The 19,996-nt window shown below is 56.1% G+C and carries 16 protein-coding genes and 1 tRNA gene; 12 read left to right on the top strand and 5 right to left on the bottom strand.

The features are described from left to right. Positions 1-168: 168 nt before the first annotated feature. The 3 genes from IE151_RS00660 to tpiA all read right to left on the bottom strand — a co-directional run bounded on the left by IE151_RS00660 (position 169) and on the right by tpiA (position 2,762). Positions 169-1,164 (bottom strand): L,D-transpeptidase, encoded by a 996-nt coding sequence (locus tag IE151_RS00660; protein WP_189486807.1) that lies wholly within the window; start codon positions 1,162-1,164, stop codon positions 169-171. Positions 1,165-1,366: 202 nt separating this feature from the next. Beyond that, positions 1,367-1,846 (bottom strand): preprotein translocase subunit SecG, encoded by a 480-nt coding sequence (gene secG, locus IE151_RS00655; RefSeq protein ID WP_189486805.1) that lies wholly within the window; start codon positions 1,844-1,846, stop codon positions 1,367-1,369. Between the two features lie 163 nt (positions 1,847-2,009). Beyond that, positions 2,010-2,762 (bottom strand): triose-phosphate isomerase, encoded by a 753-nt coding sequence (gene tpiA / locus IE151_RS00650; protein ID WP_189486803.1) that lies wholly within the window; start codon positions 2,760-2,762, stop codon positions 2,010-2,012. Between the two features lie 127 nt (positions 2,763-2,889). Between tpiA and IE151_RS00645 the strand changes: the two genes are divergently transcribed. The 6 genes from IE151_RS00645 (at position 2,890) to lexA (ending at position 9,121) form a co-directional block, all read left to right on the top strand. Then, positions 2,890-4,773, top strand: coding sequence for a SurA N-terminal domain-containing protein (locus IE151_RS00645; protein WP_189486801.1), 1,884 nt, complete (start codon positions 2,890-2,892; stop codon positions 4,771-4,773). A 2-nt stretch (positions 4,774-4,775) separates the two neighbouring features. After that, the gene (gene trpD, locus IE151_RS00640) at positions 4,776-5,798 is read left to right on the top strand and encodes an anthranilate phosphoribosyltransferase (protein ID WP_189486799.1); all 1,023 of its coding nucleotides are present in this window, start codon (positions 4,776-4,778) and stop codon (positions 5,796-5,798) included. A 1-nt stretch (position 5,799) separates the two neighbouring features. Beyond that, positions 5,800-6,594, top strand: a complete 795-nt coding sequence (trpC, locus tag IE151_RS00635; RefSeq protein WP_189486797.1) for an indole-3-glycerol phosphate synthase TrpC — start codon at positions 5,800-5,802, stop codon at positions 6,592-6,594. A 1-nt stretch (position 6,595) separates the two neighbouring features. Next, on the top strand, positions 6,596-7,090 hold the full coding sequence (gene moaC / locus IE151_RS00630; RefSeq protein WP_189486795.1) for a cyclic pyranopterin monophosphate synthase MoaC: 495 nt from the start codon (positions 6,596-6,598) through the stop codon (positions 7,088-7,090). Next, complete coding sequence (locus tag IE151_RS00625; protein WP_189486793.1) at positions 7,090-8,298, top strand: molybdopterin molybdotransferase MoeA; 1,209 nt, start codon at positions 7,090-7,092, stop codon at positions 8,296-8,298. Before moaC ends, IE151_RS00625 begins: the two co-directional genes overlap by 1 nt. 127 nt (positions 8,299-8,425) lie before the next feature. Then, entirely contained in the window at positions 8,426-9,121 is a 696-nt protein-coding gene (gene lexA / locus IE151_RS00620) for a transcriptional repressor LexA (protein ID WP_189486792.1), read from the top strand. A gap of 66 nt (positions 9,122-9,187) precedes the next feature. On the opposite strand, the gene IE151_RS00615 is transcribed toward lexA, so the two are convergent. Further along, on the bottom strand, positions 9,188-11,407 hold the full coding sequence (locus IE151_RS00615; RefSeq protein WP_189486790.1) for a ComEC/Rec2 family competence protein: 2,220 nt from the start codon (positions 11,405-11,407) through the stop codon (positions 9,188-9,190). Positions 11,408-11,729: 322 nt separating this feature from the next. Here IE151_RS00615 and gltX point away from each other — a divergent pair, with 322 nt between their 5' ends. Then, entirely contained in the window at positions 11,730-13,151 is a 1,422-nt protein-coding gene (gene gltX / locus IE151_RS00610) for a glutamate--tRNA ligase (RefSeq protein WP_189486788.1), read from the top strand. Between the two features lie 368 nt (positions 13,152-13,519). Continuing rightward, on the top strand, positions 13,520-14,809 hold the full coding sequence (gltA, locus tag IE151_RS00605; protein WP_189486786.1) for a citrate synthase: 1,290 nt from the start codon (positions 13,520-13,522) through the stop codon (positions 14,807-14,809). A 96-nt stretch (positions 14,810-14,905) separates the two neighbouring features. Here gltA and ilvA read toward each other — a convergent pair whose 3' ends face one another. Continuing rightward, positions 14,906-16,156 carry a threonine ammonia-lyase IlvA gene (gene ilvA / locus IE151_RS00600; RefSeq protein WP_189486783.1) on the bottom strand — a complete coding sequence of 417 codons (1,251 nt, stop codon included), beginning with the start codon at positions 16,154-16,156 and terminating at the stop codon, positions 14,906-14,908. A 218-nt stretch (positions 16,157-16,374) separates the two neighbouring features. On the opposite strand from ilvA, the gene IE151_RS00595 reads away from it, so the two are divergent. The 4 genes from IE151_RS00595 (at position 16,375) to IE151_RS00580 (ending at position 19,922) form a co-directional block, all read left to right on the top strand. Further along, the gene (locus tag IE151_RS00595) at positions 16,375-17,832 is read left to right on the top strand and encodes a TrkH family potassium uptake protein (RefSeq protein WP_189486781.1); all 1,458 of its coding nucleotides are present in this window, start codon (positions 16,375-16,377) and stop codon (positions 17,830-17,832) included. Positions 17,833-17,860: 28 nt separating this feature from the next. After that, the gene (locus IE151_RS00590) at positions 17,861-19,042 is read left to right on the top strand and encodes an alpha/beta hydrolase (protein WP_189486779.1); all 1,182 of its coding nucleotides are present in this window, start codon (positions 17,861-17,863) and stop codon (positions 19,040-19,042) included. Between the two features lie 76 nt (positions 19,043-19,118). Further along, a tRNA-Leu gene (locus IE151_RS00585) sits at positions 19,119-19,202 on the top strand. Between the two features lie 33 nt (positions 19,203-19,235). Beyond that, positions 19,236-19,922 (top strand): ATP-dependent Clp protease proteolytic subunit, encoded by a 687-nt coding sequence (locus IE151_RS00580; RefSeq protein ID WP_210310847.1) that lies wholly within the window; start codon positions 19,236-19,238, stop codon positions 19,920-19,922. Positions 19,923-19,996 lie beyond the last annotated feature (74 nt).

Below are 19,996 nucleotides of genomic sequence, written 5' to 3'. Positions count from 1 at the left end.
CACCAATTAAATAAAATAAAAATATTGGCTTTACTATTATTATTGATTTCATTTCGAAGTCAATAATAGCGAAATGAAATCATTTCTGGAAATTCGGAATATGTAAAAAAGGCGGCCTTTGCACGTGCAAAAACCGCCTCAGTCAAAAGGGTCGTTACTCGAGATAGGTCAGATGACGACCACCTTGGTCCCGATACCGATACGGTTATAGAGTTCCATCACGTGCTCATTGATCATGCGGAAACAACCGTTCGAAGCTGCGCTTCCGATCGACTGTGGTTCGGTGGTACCGTGAATGCGGATATGGGTATCCTTGCGCGCCTGATGCAGATAGATGGCTCGCGCACCGAGAGGATTGCTCAATCCGCCCGGCATGCCCTTGGCGTAGCGGCCATAGCGCGCCGGACTGCGTTCCTGCATCTCCTTGGTGGGGAACCAGCGTGGCCACTCCTGTTTGTCTCCAACAACCGTTTCGCCCTTGAACTCAAGGCCTTCCTTGCCCACAGCAATTGCGTAACGGCGCGCGGTATTGCGGCTTTCCACGAGGTAGAGGAAGCGAGCGCTCGTATCGATGACCACGGTGCCCCGTTCGTAGCCGCTGAACGTAACGGTCTGCGGTAAATATTCAGCCCTGGGCGTGAATGGGCGTTTGGCATCGTGCGCGGCGAGAGCCTGATCGAGCGCAGCGGTCTGCGGGAGAAATTGCGGCGCTGCAACAGCTCCACCCCAAAGGCCGCCGCCACGCGCGGAAGTACGAACAATCTCGTCGCTGCGCAATTCACCGTCATTACCATTGGCGAGAACGCTAGCTGCGTCCTGCTTGGAGCCTTCCTTAGCAAAGCGAGCGACTTCCGGATGGACACCACCAGCAGCGGGCGGCACAGACGCCTGAGAGCGTAGCGGAGCACGACGCGGCTCTTCCGCGCGTGGAGCCTCGCGCTTGACGCCGCCGCCGAAAAGATTGTCGAAGAGATAGGTCTTTTCGGGAGCTGCCGTTTTTGCTTGGCGGCTGGCCGAAGCCGGCATTGTACCGCGCTTCTGCTGTGCGGTCTTTTTAACGTCCTGCGTTTCACGTGCCTTGGTGGTTTGTGCATTGGCAGGTATTGCGACAAGCACCACCGAGGCGCTCAAAAATGAAGCGGTGAGGATGGACGAAATTTTCATGGATATAACCCCCAGAGCGACGCCCGAGACTCGTGATGGGCGCGCCGTCGAGAAACCTGATACCAACCGGATGGAGCCTTCTCAAGAAGGCCATCGTCCCCCTGGACAAGACTCGTTCGTATTTTACTCAAATGTGACAGTTATGAAACACAAACGGCGCCACAGGAGGCGCCGTTTGCTTAATAAATACTTAATACTTAACTTAATTCTGCGGAACTTGTCCGCCCTGCTCCGCTGGTGCAGCGGGAGCCTGAGATTCGGTGGGAGCCGTTGGCGCCTGTGGCTCGGCGCCTGTCGGAACCCCACCCTGGGTGTCAGCCGGAGCTTGCTCGACGGGTGCTTCCTGCTGTGCCGGAGCGCCGCCAATCTGGTCCAGGATTGATCCGCCGGCTGGAGGCGTTCCCTGCTGCTGCTGCTGCGTACCATTTCCTGGAAACTGATCGAGAATGTCAGCCGGGTTGCCGCCATAACGCGCAAGCAAGGACAAACCAAGTGAGGTCAGGAAGAAGAGTGTCGCAAGAATGGCGGTTGTGCGGGTGAGAGCATTGCCGGCGCCGCGTGCACTCATGAAGCCCGAACCGCCGCCGATGCCGAGGCCGCCGCCTTCCGAACGCTGCATGAGCACAACGCCGACAAGCGCGACCACGATCATGAGATGAATGACGATAAGGACCGTTTCCATAAGATTATCCAGATAGGCCGTGGCCCGAATTAGTTCAAAGGATGCAGAGCCTGCACGTGAAGTGGCGTGGAATACACGCTCTCACGCCATATTCCAAGTCCGTTGCGGCGGAATATGGCCATCCTTCACGTTTTTGCAAGACTCCTGGCGAAGAGCGTAACGCCTATTTGTAAGCTTTAGCGATCTCGAGGAAATCCTCCGCCTTCAAGCTGGCACCGCCGATCAAGGCCCCATCGACATTCTCGACGGCCATCAACTCCGCTGCATTGGAAGGCTTGACCGAGCCACCGTAGAGAATGCGGGTCGCAGTCGCCCCAGCCTCCATGATTTCCGCCAGAGTCGCACGAATATGGGCATGCGCCTGTGCCACATCGTCCAGCGAGGGCGTGAGACCGGTGCCTATCGCCCAGACAGGCTCGTAGGCTATCACGGTGTTTTGAGCCGAGGCGCCAGCAGGCACGGAACCCTTCAACTGCTCTGTGAGGATATCGAGCGTCTTGCCTGCTCCGCGTTCTTCCTTCGTCTCGCCAATGCAGATGATGGCGACGAGGCCTGCCGCCCATGCCGCTTCCGCTTTCGCCCGAATGATTTCGCTGGTTTCGCCATGATCTGTGCGGCGTTCGGAATGGCCAACAATGACGTATTCTGCACCTGCATCCTTGAGCATTTGTGCCGAAATATCGCCAGTATGCGCTCCCTTTTCGTTGAAATGGCAATCCTGTCCGCCAAGCTTGACGCGCCCGGACGCAACCTTGTCCGCACCACGTGCAAGGAGCGTAGCTGGGAGGCAGATAGCCGCATCGGCGTTTCCGCCCGACGCGCTTTCAAAGCCCTCTCCCATTAAAACCAGTTGCTCGAGATCAACCGAGGTGCCGTGCATTTTCCAGTTTCCGGCAACCAGCGGGCGTATGCTCATGCGTTTCCTCCAATAAATCTTGTTCCAATTGCAGACTTCACTAACAAAATCCGACAACAAAGCAATCGACACTCGCGCAGAAGGCCGTTATTCGGGAAGCGAAACGAAAACCGAATGGAAATTCGCCATGCTCGACAGTCTACGTGGGGCGGCCAATACGTGGGTCGTCAAAATCCTATTGCTGCTTCTTGTAGCGAGCTTCGGCGCGTGGGGAATTTCAGGCACGGTCTTTGACAATGTTGGCGGCAACTTTGCCATCAGCGCGGGTGAGACTACCGTGTCTCCGACCGAATACCGTCTGGCTTATGAACGTCAGATCTCTGTCTATTCCCAGCAGCTCGGCCAGCGTCTGACACGCGAGCAGGCACGCGCCTACGGAATTGAAAACCAGGTTCAGTCGTCGCTGGTCTCCGGCGCCCTGCTCGATGAAGAGGCACGCCTCCTCGGTCTCGGCATCTCCGAGCAGCAGATCGCCGAGCTGACCCGTTCCGATCCCAGTTTCCAGAATGGCGGCCAGTTCAGCCGCCAGGCTTTCGACTATGTGCTTGCGCAGGTCGGCATGCGTCCGGAAGACTACTTCGCGACACGCAGCAAGGAATCGGCCCGTCAGCAAATCATCTCCACGCTATCGGATGGTGTGAAGACGCCGGAGGTCTTTTTGAGCGCAGTCGCGGTTTATCGCGGCGAGACACGCAACATTGCCTTCGTCCATTTGCCTCAAAGCGCGGTAGAGCCAATCGAAACGCCGACGGATGAGCAGCTTTCTACCTATTTCGATCAAAATAAGTCGCAATATGCTGCGCCTGAATATCGCAAACTTATCTATGCGACACTGACACCGGAATCGATTGCCGATCCGAATGCTGTCACGGAAGAACAAATCATTCAGGATTACGAGGCCAACGAGGCGCAATTCACAACGCCTGAGATGCGTCAGGTGCAGCAGCTTCTTTACCCGGATGAAGAAGCCGCGAATGCTGCACGCGAAAAACTCAATTCCGGTGTGCCATTCGAGCAGCTCATCACCGAGTCCGGCCGCACGGAAGCCGATGTATCTCTGGGCAATGTCACCCGTGAACAGATTCCCGACGCGGCAATTGCCGAGGCTGCCTTCTCTCTTCAGGTCGGCGAAGTCAGTGCACCGGTGAAAAGCAGTTTCGGTTCCGTCCTATTGCGTGTGACGAATATCACGCCGGAACGCGTCCAAGCTCTGGACGAAGCACGCGAGCAGATTCGCACGGACCTCGCGCAGCGCGAGGCAACGCGTGTAATTGCCGATATGTGGAATGAATATGAAGATCTGCGTGCCGGCGGCGCGACGCTTGCCGAAGCCGCTTCGCAATTGCAGATATCGGCGGTGACGATCGACGCCATCGATGCACAGGGCAATAATCCGGAAGGCGAACCCGTACCCGATCTGCCGCTGGGTCCTCAGCTCGTATCGCAGGCGTTCCAGACGGAGCCTGGCGTCGAGAACCCCGCGCTGGATCTAGGTACGACCGGCTATCTCTTCTACGAGGTGATCGATGTGATTGCACCGCGGGACCGTACGCTGGACGAGGTGCGTGATCGCGTCGTGAGCGATTGGACGCGGGCCGAGACGCAGAAGCGCCTGCAGGATCGTGCCGATCAGATTCGTGAAGAAATTGCCGGCGGCAAGGCACTGGAGGCGGTTGCACAGGAGCTTGGCAGCACAGTTGAAAGTCGTCTTGGCATTCGCCGCGACGGTACCGATTCCACGCTTGGCCAAGCCGGCGTACAGGCCGTTTTCGATATCAAGGAAGGCGAGGTAGGCATTGCAAATGCAGCGGAAGGCGATGGCAGGTTGATTTTCCAGATCACGCAAACCATGCTTCCCGCAGGCGACGCATCCGCGCTTTCGGCGCAGGATCGTCAAGGAATCGACCAGGGTGTCGGCGCCGACCTGCTTGAACAGATAGTGACGCGTCTGCGCGGTAAATACGATGTGCGGGTCAACCAGACGGCAATCGATCAGGCATTGGCGTTCTGACGATGGCAACCCTGAAAAATTATATCGCGCGGGTTGCCGACGGCCACCCCCTCACCCTCGAAGAAGCGTCGTCCGCCTTCGATATCATCATGTCGGGCGAAGCAACGCCCTCGCAGATCGGCGCCTTTCTCATGGCGCTCCGGGTTCGCGGCGAAACAGTGGAGGAAATCTCCGGCGCTGTTTCGACGATGCGCGCCAAGATGCTTCCGGTCACCGTACCGGCAGGAGCCGTTGATATTGTCGGCACTGGCGGCGATGGCTCACACAGCGTCAATATATCGACAGCTTCGGCAATCGTCGTTGCAGGTAGCGGTGTTAAGATTGCCAAGCACGGCAACCGCGCAGCCTCTTCCAAGACCGGTACCGCAGACGTTCTGCAGCGACTCGGCGTCAATCTGGAGCTCGATCCGTCTGGCATCAGTCGTTGTGTCGAGATGGCCGGTATAGGTTTCATGTTTGCCCCGATGCATCACTCCTCGATGAAGCACGTCGGGCCAACGCGCATTGAACTCGGGACGCGGACTATCTTCAATCTGGTAGGACCGTTGACCAATCCGGCCAGAGTCAAGCACCACGTCATCGGCGTCTTTGCGCCGCAGTGGGTACGTCCGCTGGCCGATGTCCTGCAGAAGCTTGGTTCTACAAGCGCCTGGGTGGTGCATGGAGACGGTTTCGACGAGATCACGACGACCGGCGAGACGCTTGTGGCAGAGCTACGTCACGGGACGGTTCGCGAATTTAGGATCAAACCTGAAGATGTCGGGCTGGATCGACATGTATCCGAGGCCTTGCGCGGGGGCGATGCCGATTTCAATGCGCTTGCTTTGCTGGACGTGCTTTCAGGCAAACGCGGTGCCTATCGCGATGCCGTATTGATGAATGGTGGTGCCGCCCTCCTCGTTTCCGGCAAGGTGGACAGTCTTGCGGCAGGGGTGGAGGCATGCGCTCGTTCGATCGATAGCGGCAGTGCAAAAGAGGCATTGGCAAAGCTCGTCGCCGTGTCCAACGAAAAGACGGAAGCCTGATATGGCCGATATTCTCAAAAAAATCGAGGCCTATAAACGTGAGGAAATTGCTGCTGCAAAACAGGCATTGCCTCTCGCGGACGTAAAGGCCCGCTTGTCTGACATTGAAGCGCCACGCGGTTTCGAGCGTGCCTTGCAGACGCAGAGGGATGACGGGCGGTTTGGCCTGATTGCGGAAATCAAGAAGGCGAGTCCCTCCAAAGGTTTGATCCGCGATGATTTTGATCCGGCGACTCTGGCAGCCGCCTACGAGGCGGGCGGCGCAACCTGCCTTTCCGTGTTGACCGACAAGCCATCCTTCCAAGGGGCGCCGGAATTTCTGGCGCAAGCGAGGAAAGCTTGCACACTCCCTGCATTGCGCAAGGACTTCCTCTTCGAGCCGTATCAGGTTTTCGAGGCCCGTCTTTGGGGAGCTGACGCCGTTCTTATCATTATGGCAAGCCTTAGCGACGACGAAGCACGAGCACTTGAAGATGCAGCGCATGAACTGGGCCTGTCCGTACTAATCGAAGTGCATGATGAGGAAGAACTGGAGCGGGCGCTGAAACTGCGTTCGAAGCTGCTTGGTATCAATAATCGCAACCTGCGGACCTTCGAGGTCAGCCTCGATACCTCGGTAAGACTCGCCGCACAGGTGCCGGATGATTATCTACTGGTCGGCGAAAGCGGCATCTTTACGCATGAAGACTGCATTATGCTCCAAGGCAAGGGTATCTCGACCTTCCTCGTCGGCGAAAGCTTGATGCGTCAGGACGATGTGACCGCCGCGACCATTAGACTGATGACCGGAGCCTAACATGAGCGGCAGTCGCCTCACTCATCTCGACGAAACCGGCGCCTTGCACATGGTCGATGTTGCAGGCAAGGCGGTGACGACGCGGACGGCGACGGCGCGTGGCGTCGTTCGAATGCAGGCTGCGACGCTTGAAACCATTCTCGCGGGCAACGCCGCGAAGGGCGACGTGATTGCGGCAGCGCGAATTGCCGGTATCATGGCGGCGAAGAAGACGCACGAACTCATCCCCCTATGTCATCCGCTGTCGCTCTCCAAGGTTTCGATCGAGATCGAAGCGGACGAGGCCGTACCGGGTCTCGTGGTCAAGGCGACGGTAAAGACCGATGGCAAGACCGGTGTCGAAATGGAAGCGTTGACGGCCGCCTCGATCACTTGCCTTACGATCTACGACATGGGCAAGGCGCTCGAAAAATCCATGATGATTACGGACCTTGAGCTTGTCGCCAAAAGCGGCGGAAAGTCTGGCGATTACCTGCGTCAGGAGCGCCAGGACTGATGGCTCTGCTTCCACTGGCAGAGGCGCTGGCCCGCGTTCTCGATAGCGTGGAAACAACCTCTGTCGAGCATCTGCCGCTACATTTATGCGACGAACGCGTACTCGCTGAGGATTTGAGCGCGTTGCGGACGCAGCCACCATTCGATTCCTCTGCCATGGACGGCTATGCGGTGCGGGCGGAGGATGTCTTCGTTATTGGTGAGGCTTTGCGGGTTATCGGCGCAGCTCCGGCCGGTACTGTCTTTAACGGCGTAGTAAGCGCTGGCGAATGCGTTCGCATCTTCACTGGCGCCCCGGTCCCGGCAGGAGCCGATAGTATTCTTATCCAGGAAAATGCCACGCGAGTGGACGATGCAACGATCAAGGCAACAGCTCCGGTCACGCGCGGTCAACATATCCGGCAAGCTGGACTGGATTTCCGCCAGGGCGATATTGTTCTTCGCAAGGGGCGATTGCTCGATCCGGCGGCGTTATCACTTGCGGCGGCCTGCAATCATGCTGTTCTGCCCGTTCATCGTAAGCCACGAGTGGCCCTCCTTTCGACCGGAGACGAACTTCGCGCACCGGGCGATAGTCTTCAACCCGGACAGATTATTGCTTCAAATGCCTACGGCGTCGCGGCAATAGCGCGACAGGCAGGCGCTGAGGTCATCGATCTTGGCATTGTTCGCGATGACATGCCGGCCTTGAATGCAGCCATTGCCATGGCGTTGAGGCGTTGCGATGTGCTGATAACGCTCGGCGGTGCTTCCGTTGGCGATCATGATCTCGTGCGAACGGCGCTTGCCGAATGCGGGGTCGCGATGAACTTCTGGAAAATTGCCATGCGGCCCGGAAAGCCGACGATGTATGGCCGCAATGACAAGGGTGTTCATGTGCTGGGCTTGCCCGGAAATCCTGTTGCAAGTTTTGTCGGCGCGCATCTTTTCCTTGTGCCGCTGATTGCTGGTATGACGGGACAAGAACCTCGCGCACGGCTCGAAACTGCAATCCTTGCCGCGGAATTACGAGAAAACGACCAACGCCAGGACTATTTGCGCGCGACCCTGCATGAAGAGAATGGCCGGCTAGTGGCGAAGCCGTTTCCAGTTCAAGATTCGTCGATGCTTTCAACGCTGGCAGTAGCAAATTGCCTGATCGTCCGTCCGCCTTTTGCTCCCGCCGCCATCGCGGGCGATACCTGCCGGGTGCTGCGTCTGCGTAATTGATGCAATTTTTTGTTCTCTGTTCTTATTTTGTTTGCCAAAAATCAGTAAACTTTTAATTGTTGCGGAACACAGATAGAACGGATAGTGATTGTTCTGGCTTTGTTTCAACGATTCTCGGGGGATCGCGATGTTGACCCGTAAACAACATGAACTGCTTCTCTTCATCAACGAGCGAATGAAGGAATCTGGTATCCCGCCTTCGTTCGATGAAATGAAAGAGGCGCTCGATCTCGCTTCAAAATCGGGTATTCACCGCCTGATTACAGCGTTGGAAGAACGCGGGTTTATTCGCCGCCTGCCGAACCGTGCTCGTGCTCTGGAAGTGGTACGGCTGCCGGAATCGATGGCGGGCTTCAATCACCCCCGCAAGTTTTCCCCGAGCGTCATCGAGGGAAGTCTCGGTAAGAAGCCACCGGAGCCAGTTCGCGACGCAGCCAACAGCCCGGTTGCCATTCCTGTGATGGGACGCATTGCGGCAGGCGTTCCGATCGACGCGATCCAGCACCAGACGCATACGATCTCGGTTCCGCCTGAAATGCTGTCGGGCGGCACGCACTATGCGCTTGAGGTCAAAGGTGACTCGATGATCGAAGCAGGTATTTTTGACGGGGATACGGTGGTGATCCGCGAGACCAACACCGCCACGCCGGGAGAAATCGTGGTAGCGCTGGTGGACGGCGAAGAAGCAACGCTGAAGCGCTTCCGCCGCAAAGGGGCATCTATTGCTCTCGAGGCTGCCAATCCCGCTTACGAAACGCGGATTTTTGGGCCGGACCGGGTCAAAATCCAGGGTCGTCTGGCTGGATTGATCCGCAAATATTGAGACCTGAGGACTGGCACTTGTGGGCAAAGATTCTGCGGTGACCGGTACACAAGATGCGGGATGCTCTCACTGGCTTGGAGCGACGAGAGATTGTAACCTGTCTTCGGGGATGGTCTCATTGGCAACTCGTTTGTTCCGCTGCGTCGGATGGTCTGAGGCCGTAGTATCAGAGCGTTGACCGGAACCTGCGTTCAGCCTTGCCTTGGGCTGAAAGGGTGGAAGCCCCCTAGCCTCACGGCTATATTGCCGATATTGATGCCAGACCCGGTAAGGCTCGTTGATCGCATGGACGATGTTGAGCGGCAGCTTGGCATCGCGGTTTTGGAGCCTGTCTAGTGCTCCCTCTCTTGAGACATGGGCTCGGGGAATATGAATGCCGACGGCGCCGCGGCGTGCGAGATCGCGCAACGTAACCAGTTGAGCCCTACTACTATTCCCGCAGATGTTCTTTGCGGTCGCGTCGGCAGTAATGATCAGAAGATCGGCCGTGTCACAGAACCCCCTAGCACTCTGCGCAGAGTCGACGGTCCAAATGGCATATCCTCCGAGATCGATATAGCACGTCCTGTCCTGACAGCGGAAACCGTTTTCAGAGGATGTTTTGGTCGAAGAAACAGGCTTCACGATCTGAGTGACCTGAAATGCGTAGCGCCAGTTATCGATGGTGAAGGCGGATCCTCGGCCATTGTTGAGCGCAAGAGTACCATTGCCCAGACGCGCGCCCACCAGCTTGCCGTTTTCCGAAATAAGAATATCCGGTTCGGTGCGTTGAAAGAGCCAAACCAAACCTAGTAAGCCGACGGGAACCGACAAGAGCACAAGACGCGTCCGAAAGAGCGTCAGCGCAAGACACGCTATCGTCAGCGCAACGAGGCTCCGCTCTGGTATACGGCCCACGGCGTCGTCCGGGGAAAGAGACCCCAGCCAGAGCGCTATAGCGTTCATCATGCCAATGCCCTCGCCCATTACATAGAAAAATGGTGCGTCGAGACCGAGTGGCGTCATGATCATGGCGAGAACGCCGACTGGCATGAAGATCGATACGATCGGCATGACAAGAAGATTGGTCGGCAGCGAAAGGGGCGAGACTCGGTAGAAGTGATAAGCGCCAAATATAGTCGTTGCGCCTCCGGCAACGATCGCCGTCATGGAGAGTGCGGCAATGTAGCTGGCAATGCTCGCCGTTACGGAGCCGCGAGGAGCAAGCCACCAGGCACCGGAGCGTTTCCCACGCGCCCACGCGCCGTATGCAGCGATAAGCGCAATTGTTGCTGCATAGGACATCTGGAAGCTTGGACCGAGGATCTGGTGAGGCGAGATCGCGAAGATCACCAGTGCCGACAACGCCACATTTCTCATCGTGATCGCGGCTCTGTCGAAGATAACTGCGATCAACATGATGGCCACCATGATGAAGCTTCGTCGCGCTGCAACCTCCGCTCCCGAGAGAACCAGGTAGAAGCTCGCCGCCAGAAGAGCCAGAACCGCGGCGATTTTCTTGATTGGATAGCGGGATGCGAGGCTTGGAATAAGGGCAAGTAGGACCCTGAAACCGGCCATGGCGAACCCCGTGACCATTGCCATATGCAACCCCGAAATAGACAAAACATGTGCCAGACCGGTTTGGCGCAATGCTGCATTGATTTCATCAGGGATACCGCTGCGAACGCCAGCGATCAGCGCTGCTGCGATCTCGCCCTCGACCCCGCCGATACGGGAGCGAACATGCTCAGCGAGCCGGGTACGCATGCGCTCAACGGCAATCGAGAATGATAAGCTTTTCTCGCTTTTGTCCAGAACAGCAAGCTTGCCCATGACGAAACCGTTTCCGCCAATGCCGCGAAAGAAAGCATTGAAACCGAAATCATAAGAGCCTGGCATGACGGGACCGCTGGCCGGAAGAAGCCTCACGCGCGCCATAACAATGTCTCCAACCTCGATCTTTTCAGTTTCGGTGCTGCGTTGCGTTATAAGGACACGTTCTGGCGCGAAGCGCAGCGTTGGGCGCTCTGTCTTTCGTATATCGAGAAGATAGCGCAGGCTGCCATTATCACGCTTCTCGATACGCATTATCTGTGCTGTCAGCGTGGTATTGACTACCGACCCAACCATCGGCGTCGCGAGACGCATTTCCTGAAATCGCGCGGTGCCAATCCCTATCGTAACGAGTACTATTGCGATCGACACGACTTTCACCCAACGCCAAGGCGCTGCCGCAGACGCTACGAGGAAGGTGATAAGGGTGGCAATAACCGTCCACCAACCGATCGGGCTGGTCCGCGTCAAATGAAATATGACGCCCGTGCCGATCAGAACCGTTCCCAGTAGAAAACCCGTTCCATGCGTCGCTTCGTATCGCACCCAGCGAGAGACGGAATTTTTTATGTCGACGAACAGCCTGTGTGGTCCAGATGATCGTGATCCGGGGAGCGTTTGCTGCCGGGACGCAGTTTCACTGCGTGTAACAGCTGATTCGTCTAACCCCATCGCCGTCTCAAGTTTCGACACTGTTGCGCAATACGGCTGCTATGGTACATGAACCGCAACGCCGCGCCACGCCGTCAAAATGCGGCAATCGCGCTTCTTCTACCCATACGAGTGTTTTTCAATGTCCGATGAAATCGTGCTTCGTTTCGCCCCTTCTCCCACCGGCTATCTCCATATTGGCGGCGCGCGCACGGCGCTGTTCAACTGGCTCTATGCAAAGAACCGGGGCGGAAAGATGCTGTTGCGCATTGAAGATACGGACCGCGAACGCTCCAGCGACGCAGCGACCGCGGCCATCCTTGAGGGTCTCGACTGGCTCGGCCTGAAATGGGACGGCGAGCCGGTCTCGCAATTTTCCCGCGTTGCACGTCATGCCGAAGTAGCGCATGAACTGGTTGCTGCCGGCAAAGCCTATTATTGCTACGCCTCGCCAGAAGAGCTGACAGAGATGCGTGAGAAAGCCAAGGCGGAAGGCAAGCCACCACGTTATGACGGTCGCTGGCGAGATCGCCCCGCTTCGGACGCTCCCGAAGGCGTCCGGCCCGTCGTGCGCATCAAGGCGCCGCTCGATGGCGAAACCATTGTGGATGATCTTGTTCAGGGCACCGTTCGCTTTCCGAACAAAGATCTCGACGACATGGTGATCCTGCGCTCCGACGGCACGCCGACTTACATGCTGGCAGTCGTCGTCGATGATCACGACATGGGCATCACGCATATTATTCGCGGCGACGATCACCTGACCAACGCCGCGCGCCAGACGATCCTCTTTAATGCAATGGGCTGGGCCGTGCCGAAGATGGCGCATATTCCGCTCATCCACGGCGCAGACGGCGCCAAGCTTTCCAAGCGTCACGGTGCTCTCGGCGTCGAGGCCTATCGCGCGATGGGCTATCTACCAGCCGCACTTCGGAACTATCTCGCGCGGCTCGGATGGAGCCATGGCGACGATGAAGTCATGTCCACTCCCGACATGATCTCCTGGTTCGATATCAAAGATGTCAATAAGGGTGCCGCACGCTTCGACTTCAAGAAACTGGAAGCGCTCAATGGCCTGCACATGCGCCAGATGGACGATGCCGAGCTGTGCAAAGCGTTGATTGAGACACTGCCCTATCTCGAGAACGCGGAAGCGCTTCGCGACGGGCTGAATGACAATGTAAAGGCGCAGCTTCTCGCTGCCATGTCTGGCCTCAAGGACCGCGCAAAGACGCTGGTGGAATTGGCTGATGGAGCACGTTTTCTCGTTGCCCAACGGCCGTTGCCGCTCGACGAAAAGGCGACTTCCATTCTTTCACCGGATGCAAAGGCCATTCTTGCCAAAGCCAAGGACCGGCTCGAAACCATAAATGACTGGAACGCGGAAAACACGGAAGCTGCGATCCGTGCATTGTCCGAGGATGAAAGCATCAAGCTCGGGCAGATTGCGCAACCGTTGCGTGCTGCATTGACCGGGCGGGGCACGTCTCCAGGTGTGTTTGACGTGCTGGCCGTCCTTGGACGAGACGAAAGCCTTGCACGTATAGGTGATCAGATCGGTTAAGTTTGCATGGAACCCGGCTTCGAAGCCGGGTTTCTAATATCAGCTTCATGATTTAGTTTGCATGGCTGATCATTTTTCCTTTCCATGTCGGTATGCCGCAGCTATCGTTTCAGTAATAAAATCAAGGCAATCATCGTGTAAATCGGGTGATCTGGTCCATAATTTGAACTGCATTTCAAGCGAAACGGCTTTGCGCCATCAAAAGATCGCAATGGTTCAACTCGAGCCTTTTGGTTGTCTTGGCAGCGACATGGAAATGCGCTAGCACATGCGACATTCAGGCACAGCCGGCATCGGCTGCAGTTGTGGAATTGCAACCTTTTGCGCAGGTTCGATCACCGACGGCGCAGTATGAGAAGGAGTTTTTAATGACCGAATCGACAGCTAAACTGCAATTTGGTGACGAAACTCACGAATTGAAGGTTCGCAAAGGCACAGTCGGTCCGGACGTAATTGATATCGCTTCGCTCTATAAGCAGACTGGCGCGTTCACTTACGATCCCGGCTTTACGTCGACCGCCAGCTGCGAATCCAAAATCACCTACATTGATGGCGATGAAGGCGTTCTGCTGCATCGCGGCTATCCGATCGAGCAACTTGCCGAAAATGGCGACTTCCTCGAAGCATGCTATCTGCTTCTCTATGGCGAACTCCCAACGAAGGCCCAGAAGGCCGACTTTGACGAGCGCGTCACGCGTCACACTATGGTTCATGAGCAGATGGTCTGGCTTTATCGCGGCTTCCGTCGCGATGCGCATCCAATGGCTGTCATGTGTGGCGTCGTCGGCGCGATGTCCGCCTTCTATCACGACTCTACCGACATTTCCGACCCGCAGCAGCGTATGATCGCCTCGATCCGTCTCATCGCCAAGATGCCGACGATTGCTGCGATGGCGTACAAATATCATGTCGGCCAGCCATTCGTGTATCCGAAGAACAATCTGAGCTACGCCGAAAACTTCCTGCACATGTGCTTTGCCGTGCCGTGCGAGGAGTACAAGGTCAGCCCCGTTCTGGCACGCGCGATGGAACGCATCTTCATCCTGCATGCCGATCACGAGCAGAACGCCTCCACTTCGACTGTTCGCCTTGCCGGTTCTTCAGGAGCCAATCCGTTTGCTTGTATTGCTGCCGGCATTGCCTGCCTCTGGGGCCCCGCACATGGCGGTGCAAACGAAGCAGCGCTCAACATGCTGGCCGAGATCGGTTCGGTCGATCGCATTCCCGAATATATCGCCAAGGCGAAGGACAAGAATGATCCGTTCCGTCTGATGGGCTTCGGTCACCGCGTCTACAAGAACTATGATCCGCGCGCCAAGATCATGCAGAAGACAACGCATGAGGTTTTGAAGGAACTGGGCATCAAGGACGATCCGCTGCTCGACGTGGCGATGGAACTCGAGAAGATCGCGCTGACCGACGAGTATTTCATCGAAAAGAAGCTCTATCCAAACATCGACTTCTACTCGGGTATCACGCTCAAGGCCCTCGGCTTCCCCACCACCATGTTCACCGTGCTGTTCGCGCTCGCGCGCACCGTCGGCTGGATCGCGCAGTGGAAGGAAATGATTGAAGATCCGAGCCAGAAGATCGGCCGTCCGCGTCAGCTCTACACCGGCGAGCCGACCCGTGACTATGTATCGATCGACAAGCGCTAAATCTTTCTGAGTTGAAAAAGCCGCCGCAGAAATCATCTGCGGCGGCTTTTTCTTGCGGGCAACAATACCGGCAACATGTGCCGGCATTATGAATGGCTAGATGATGAGGCCGGAGATGGTCTCATCATTGGTTATATCCTGGTATTGCAGACCGGATTCGTCGAACTTGGCGATCAATGCACTGAAATTGGCAGCATTCGTGGTTTCAATGCCAATCAATACCGAGCCGAAGTTGCGAGCGGTCTTTTTCAAGTACTCGAAGCGTGCCACATCGTCATCCGGACCAAGCATGTCCAGGAATTCGCGCAACATGCCGGGGCGCTGCGGGAAGCGGAAGATGAAATATTTCTTCTGCCCCTCGAAGCGCATAGCACGCTCCTTGACTTCCGGCAGACGCTCGAAGTCAAAATTGCCACCAGAAACGACACAGAGAACCGTTTTCCCGTCGATCTTTTCGCGGGGCACGTCTTTCAGCGCATCAATGGACATGGCACCTGCAGGCTCCAGCACAACGCCTTCCACATTGAGCATTTCGAGAATGGTCGAGCAGATTCGGTTTTCCGGCACCAGCTGGACATGACCTTCCGAGAACTGTTGCAGGTGCGAGAAATTCGTCCTGCCTATCTCTGCGACCGATGCCCCATCGACAAAAGTGTCGACACTGGTCAGTCGCGTGACTTCGCCCTTAGCCAGGCTGCTTTTCAAACTGGGAGCCCCTACGGGCTCGACGAAAAGAATTTCACTCTTCCAGCCCTTTTCACGCAAGATGCGCGTAATGCCGGCGGCAAGGCCTCCGCCGCCAACGGGCAGGATGACGAGATCAGGCTCCGACTCGATCTGATCGATAACTTCCAGACCGACAGTCGCCTGTCCCTCGATGATATCCTCATGATCGAAGGGCGGCACCATGTGCGCGCCGCTGTCGGCTGCAAATTGCTGCGATGCGCGATAGCATGCATCGAAATAGTCGCCGACGAGGCGGATCTCGACGAATTCCCCACCGAACATGCGCGTCTTGTCTATCTTCTGCTGCGGCGTCGTGACCGGCATGAAAACGACCCCCTTGCGACCAAAGAAGCGGCAAGCATAGGCAAATCCCTGTGCGTGATTGCCAGCGGATGCGCAGGTGAAAACAGCGTTATTGCTACCGTTTTCCAGTGCCTTGCGGATGAAATTGAACGCGCCGCGCAACTTGTAGGAGCGCACAGGTGTCAGATCCTCACGCTTCAGAAAAATGCGGGCATTATACTTACGGGAGAGATAGGGGTTTTCCTGCAACGGCGTCGGCTCGAACAAACCGTCAATCGCAATTCGAGCGCTTCTCACATTGTCGAGAAATTGCGTCATCGTCTTGCTCTCCTTTTGATCGACAGTTCGTGATCGCAGGTGTCGAATCGTCGATGCATCCGGCCTGCTTTGCTTGCGTACGCACCGTCAGCTGTTTTCTCGTATGCAAAACTGTTGGGTACGCGGATGCCGCTATTGCATATTCTACGGGGCCGCGCCACTCTTGCGCGGCTTGGCTGGTGCAATGCTGGCATTTCTTGAACAGTCGGGATGTTTCCTTGAACAGGCTTGCCCTACGCGCTGCTATCCATATCGCCGCGATATTTGCGCTTTATCTGTCCGTCGCGATGCTGATTCCAGCAGCTGTCGATCTCTACTATGGCAATAGCGACTGGCAGGTGTTTGCATTGTCCGCGCTTGTGCTGGGTGGATTTTCCCTCGCGGTTGCGTTGGCCACGCATGGCGCACAACCCGCGGTCACGCCACGTTTCGGCTTTCTCCTGATAAACATGCTGTGGCTGACAATGGCAGCCGCGGGTGCCCTTCCCCTCATGGGTGGATCGCTCAATCTCAGCCTTACAGACGCCCTCTTCGAAGCGGTTTCCGCTGTAACCACGACTGGTTCCACCGTAATTACCGGGCTAGACCACCTGCCACCGGGAATTCTCATGTGGCGGTCGATCTTGAACTGGGCTGGCGGCTTGGGGGTGATCGCCCTTGGCCTCTTCCTGCTGCCGTTCCTGAAGGTGGGCGGCGTCACCTATTTCAAAATGGAATCCTCCGATATCCAGGACCGGCCATATGCGCGGGTCGCAACCTTCACGCTGTCCATCTTTGGCATTTATGGCGGTTTGACGCTGCTTTGCGCCCTCGCTTACTCGGCTGCCGGCATGGGTGGGTTCGATTCGATCAACCACGCCATGGCAACGCTGGCCACCGGGGGCTTTTCTACTCACGACTCATCCTTTGGCTTTTTTGGCGGAAACTACGCGATCCTCTGGGTAAGCACTATTTTCATGTTCATAGGCGGGTTGCCCTTCTCCATTCTCATCCTTTTCGCGTTGCGTGGTCGTTTTGAAGCCCTGCGCGATCCGCAAATCCTGGTCTATGCCTTCTACACATTATCGATCATCATCATAGCGGCAGTCTATTTGAGGGTGAGCAACGGCGCCTCGCTCCTATCTGCCGTCACGCATAGCGCTTTTAATGTCGTGTCGATTATTACCACCACTGGCTTCGTCAGCGACGACTACACATTATGGGGACCGTTCGCCGTAGCCTGTCTCTTCGTCGCCACCTTCCTCGGTGGCTGTTCAGGTTCGACAGCCGGCGGCATCAAGGCTTATCGTTTTCTGATCCTGTTCAAGATGATGGGCATAGGCTTGCGCAAACTGATCTATCCGAACTCAGTGGCAAGCGTCCGATATGGTGATCGTATCATCGATACGGACATGCAACGGGCTGTGATGATGTTTATAGCCTCGTTCCTGGTAATATGGGCGATCTCGACCGTACTCCTTGCTGCGACAGGTCTCGACCTCCTCACATCCATTACAGGTGCATTAACGGCGCTGACCAATGTGGGGCCGGGATTTGGCGATATTATTGGTCCGGCAGGCAATTTTGCGCCGCTTCCTGATATGGCCAAGTGGATATTGGCGCTACTTATGTTATTGGGTCGTCTGGAAATTCTCGTTGTACTGATCATGTTTTCGCCAGCATTCTGGCGCGGTTGAAGTACCGTTCTTTGTTCAAGGTCGAGAAATGCATCTTCGTTTCCTCAAATCACGGCTGATTTTCCCGCTGTTGAGCGCACTCATCCTGAGCGGTTGTGTCGGCGAAAACGCGCGTGAGATCATGGGAAGGATGCCCTACAATCTTGGGCGTGTCGAAGTTGCTGGCATTCACGAGATATTCGTTGCAACGACGCGCAAGAAAGCAGAGAAGCCACGGGAAATCTATGGAGGGCTTCGTTCCGACGGCATGAGCTATGCCACGGTTACAATAAGCGTCCCGCTTACGCACAAGACGGGGCATCTCGAGCGCCCAACAACAAGCATCCTCAAGCCGCACGAATATTTCACGGCGGTAAAGATGGAAGCCTACCAGGATCGCGCGGCGATCTCACCGCGTCTTTCAGAGCAGATACGCAAGACGAATGGTCGCGTTCTTCTGTTCGTCCACGGTTACAATACCTATTTTGACGAATCCGTATACCGCATGACGCAGATCGTGCATGACTCAGGCTATGGCGGCACGCCGTTCCTCTTTACCTGGGCTTCAGCCGGTCGGTTGATCGACTACGTCTACGACAATAATTCCGCAACTATGGCGCGCGACTCTCTGGAAGAAACGTTCCGCATGCTTTCTGCCAATGGCGCAACACGGATCGATGTCATTGCCCATTCTATGGGAAACTGGCTCCTGATGGAGACATTCCGCCAGATGGCCCTCGCGAAGGAGACGAAGATGCGCGAGCGGCTAGGCGACGTTCTACTCGCCTCACCCGATATTGACGTCGACGTCTTCAAGACACAGATGCGACGCATCGGGAAACCGGAAAAGCCGTTCATACTCATGTATTCGAAAAATGATCGCGCGCTTAGTCTTTCCGGTCTTATCGCCGGTAATCGGCCGCGTCTCGGGGGCATCTCCGACGCCAAAGATATAGCGGAACTCGGTATTATTGCTGTGGACGTCAGCAGTGTGTCGGGCGGCGACCCGCTTGGCCATACGCGTTTCGCGGAAAATCCAGAACTCATCAAAATGCTGGGCCAGCAATTGGAACGGGACGACGAACTCAGCGCCGCATCGGATGGCAACATCGCCAGTGGTGTGGATGGTCTTGCGCGAGGCCTTGGCCAGACATTGAGTTCAGCCGCGAGCATCATCATAACTACCCCTCTTTCTGTGGCTCGGATTGCCGCATCGGGTAATGGTCGATAGGAATTTTCGCGTAAGGATCACGCAACGTGATCTTGTGCGCTGTACGTAAGCTGTGACATAAGGCACAGCGCAGCCTGCGGGCGTGGTGAAATGGTATACACACCGGACTTAAAATCCGGAGGCTTCGGCCATGCGGGTTCAAGTCCCGCCGCCCGCACCAGTTACTTATTTCATTAGATTTGATTGCATTTTCATGAAAAAATTCAAAACACTCGCCATTGCGAGCCTGCTTTCTTTCACAGCCACAGGTGGCGATGCCGCCACCAATTTCATCGGACCTGATGATGCCAACGGCGTCGATGGCAATGATGTGGGCATTCACTTCAGCGGGAACGTGACGCATCACAAGGTTTCAGAACTCGAGTCTGTTCTCGACACCATCAATATCAACTATCCCGGGACGAAGAGAATCAATCTCTTCATCAACAGTTGGGGCGGCGAAGTGAATGCCGCGCACGCGGCTTTCTGGGCGATAAAGAGTTCCCCCATTCCTGTACAGACTATCAATGTCGGAGTAACGGGGTCAGCCGCAGTTGAGATTTATTGTGCGGGCGCAAACCGTGCCGTCGTAGATGGCGCTTACTTCTTCGTGCACCCGGTTGGGATGGACATTATCGAGCATTTGAAGCCGGACAGCGCAAAGAAGCTTGCCGAGCATTTCGACATAATGCATGCCGCAACGCAAAAAGCCTACACCTCCTGCATGACATTGAGCGGAGATGAAATTGACACGATGTTTCGCAGTGAGTTCTACTCGCGCTATATCGGAGACATTGAGGCGTTGCGGATAGGTCTATCTCACGACATTCTGGAGAAACTGCCAGCGAGCGCTGCTTCGGCCTTCATCTATGATGACCCTAAGGACGGCGAAAAGAACTGACAGGAAAATAGAATTTGTTTCCGTTAGCGAATCTGGGATGAGCGGGCATGGCTATTCGCCAGGAATCTTGTCAA

The sequence above is a fragment of the Limoniibacter endophyticus genome (assembly GCF_014652835.1).
Taxonomy (GTDB): Bacteria; Pseudomonadota; Alphaproteobacteria; order Rhizobiales; family Rhizobiaceae; genus Limoniibacter; species Limoniibacter endophyticus.
The sequence above is the reverse complement of the archived record's forward strand: the minus strand, read 5'-3'. Positions and strand labels throughout refer to the sequence as shown.

Coding starts and splice junctions, on each gene's coding strand:
- IE151_RS00660 (WP_189486807.1), bottom strand. CDS start 1,164: ATGAAAATTTCGTCCATCCTCACCGCTTCATTTTTGAGCGCCTCGGTG.
- secG (WP_189486805.1), bottom strand. CDS start 1,846: ATGGAAACGGTCCTTATCGTCATTCATCTCATGATCGTGGTCGCGCTT.
- tpiA (WP_189486803.1), bottom strand. CDS start 2,762: ATGAGCATACGCCCGCTGGTTGCCGGAAACTGGAAAATGCACGGCACC.
- IE151_RS00645 (WP_189486801.1), top strand. CDS start 2,890: ATGCTCGACAGTCTACGTGGGGCGGCCAATACGTGGGTCGTCAAAATC.
- trpD (WP_189486799.1), top strand. CDS start 4,776: ATGGCAACCCTGAAAAATTATATCGCGCGGGTTGCCGACGGCCACCCC.
- trpC (WP_189486797.1), top strand. CDS start 5,800: ATGGCCGATATTCTCAAAAAAATCGAGGCCTATAAACGTGAGGAAATT.
- moaC (WP_189486795.1), top strand. CDS start 6,596: ATGAGCGGCAGTCGCCTCACTCATCTCGACGAAACCGGCGCCTTGCAC.
- IE151_RS00625 (WP_189486793.1), top strand. CDS start 7,090: ATGGCTCTGCTTCCACTGGCAGAGGCGCTGGCCCGCGTTCTCGATAGC.
- lexA (WP_189486792.1), top strand. CDS start 8,426: ATGTTGACCCGTAAACAACATGAACTGCTTCTCTTCATCAACGAGCGA.
- gltX (WP_189486788.1), top strand. CDS start 11,730: ATGTCCGATGAAATCGTGCTTCGTTTCGCCCCTTCTCCCACCGGCTAT.
- gltA (WP_189486786.1), top strand. CDS start 13,520: ATGACCGAATCGACAGCTAAACTGCAATTTGGTGACGAAACTCACGAA.
- ilvA (WP_189486783.1), bottom strand. CDS start 16,156: ATGACGCAATTTCTCGACAATGTGAGAAGCGCTCGAATTGCGATTGAC.
- IE151_RS00590 (WP_189486779.1), top strand. CDS start 17,861: ATGCATCTTCGTTTCCTCAAATCACGGCTGATTTTCCCGCTGTTGAGC.
- IE151_RS00580 (WP_210310847.1), top strand. CDS start 19,236: ATGAAAAAATTCAAAACACTCGCCATTGCGAGCCTGCTTTCTTTCACA.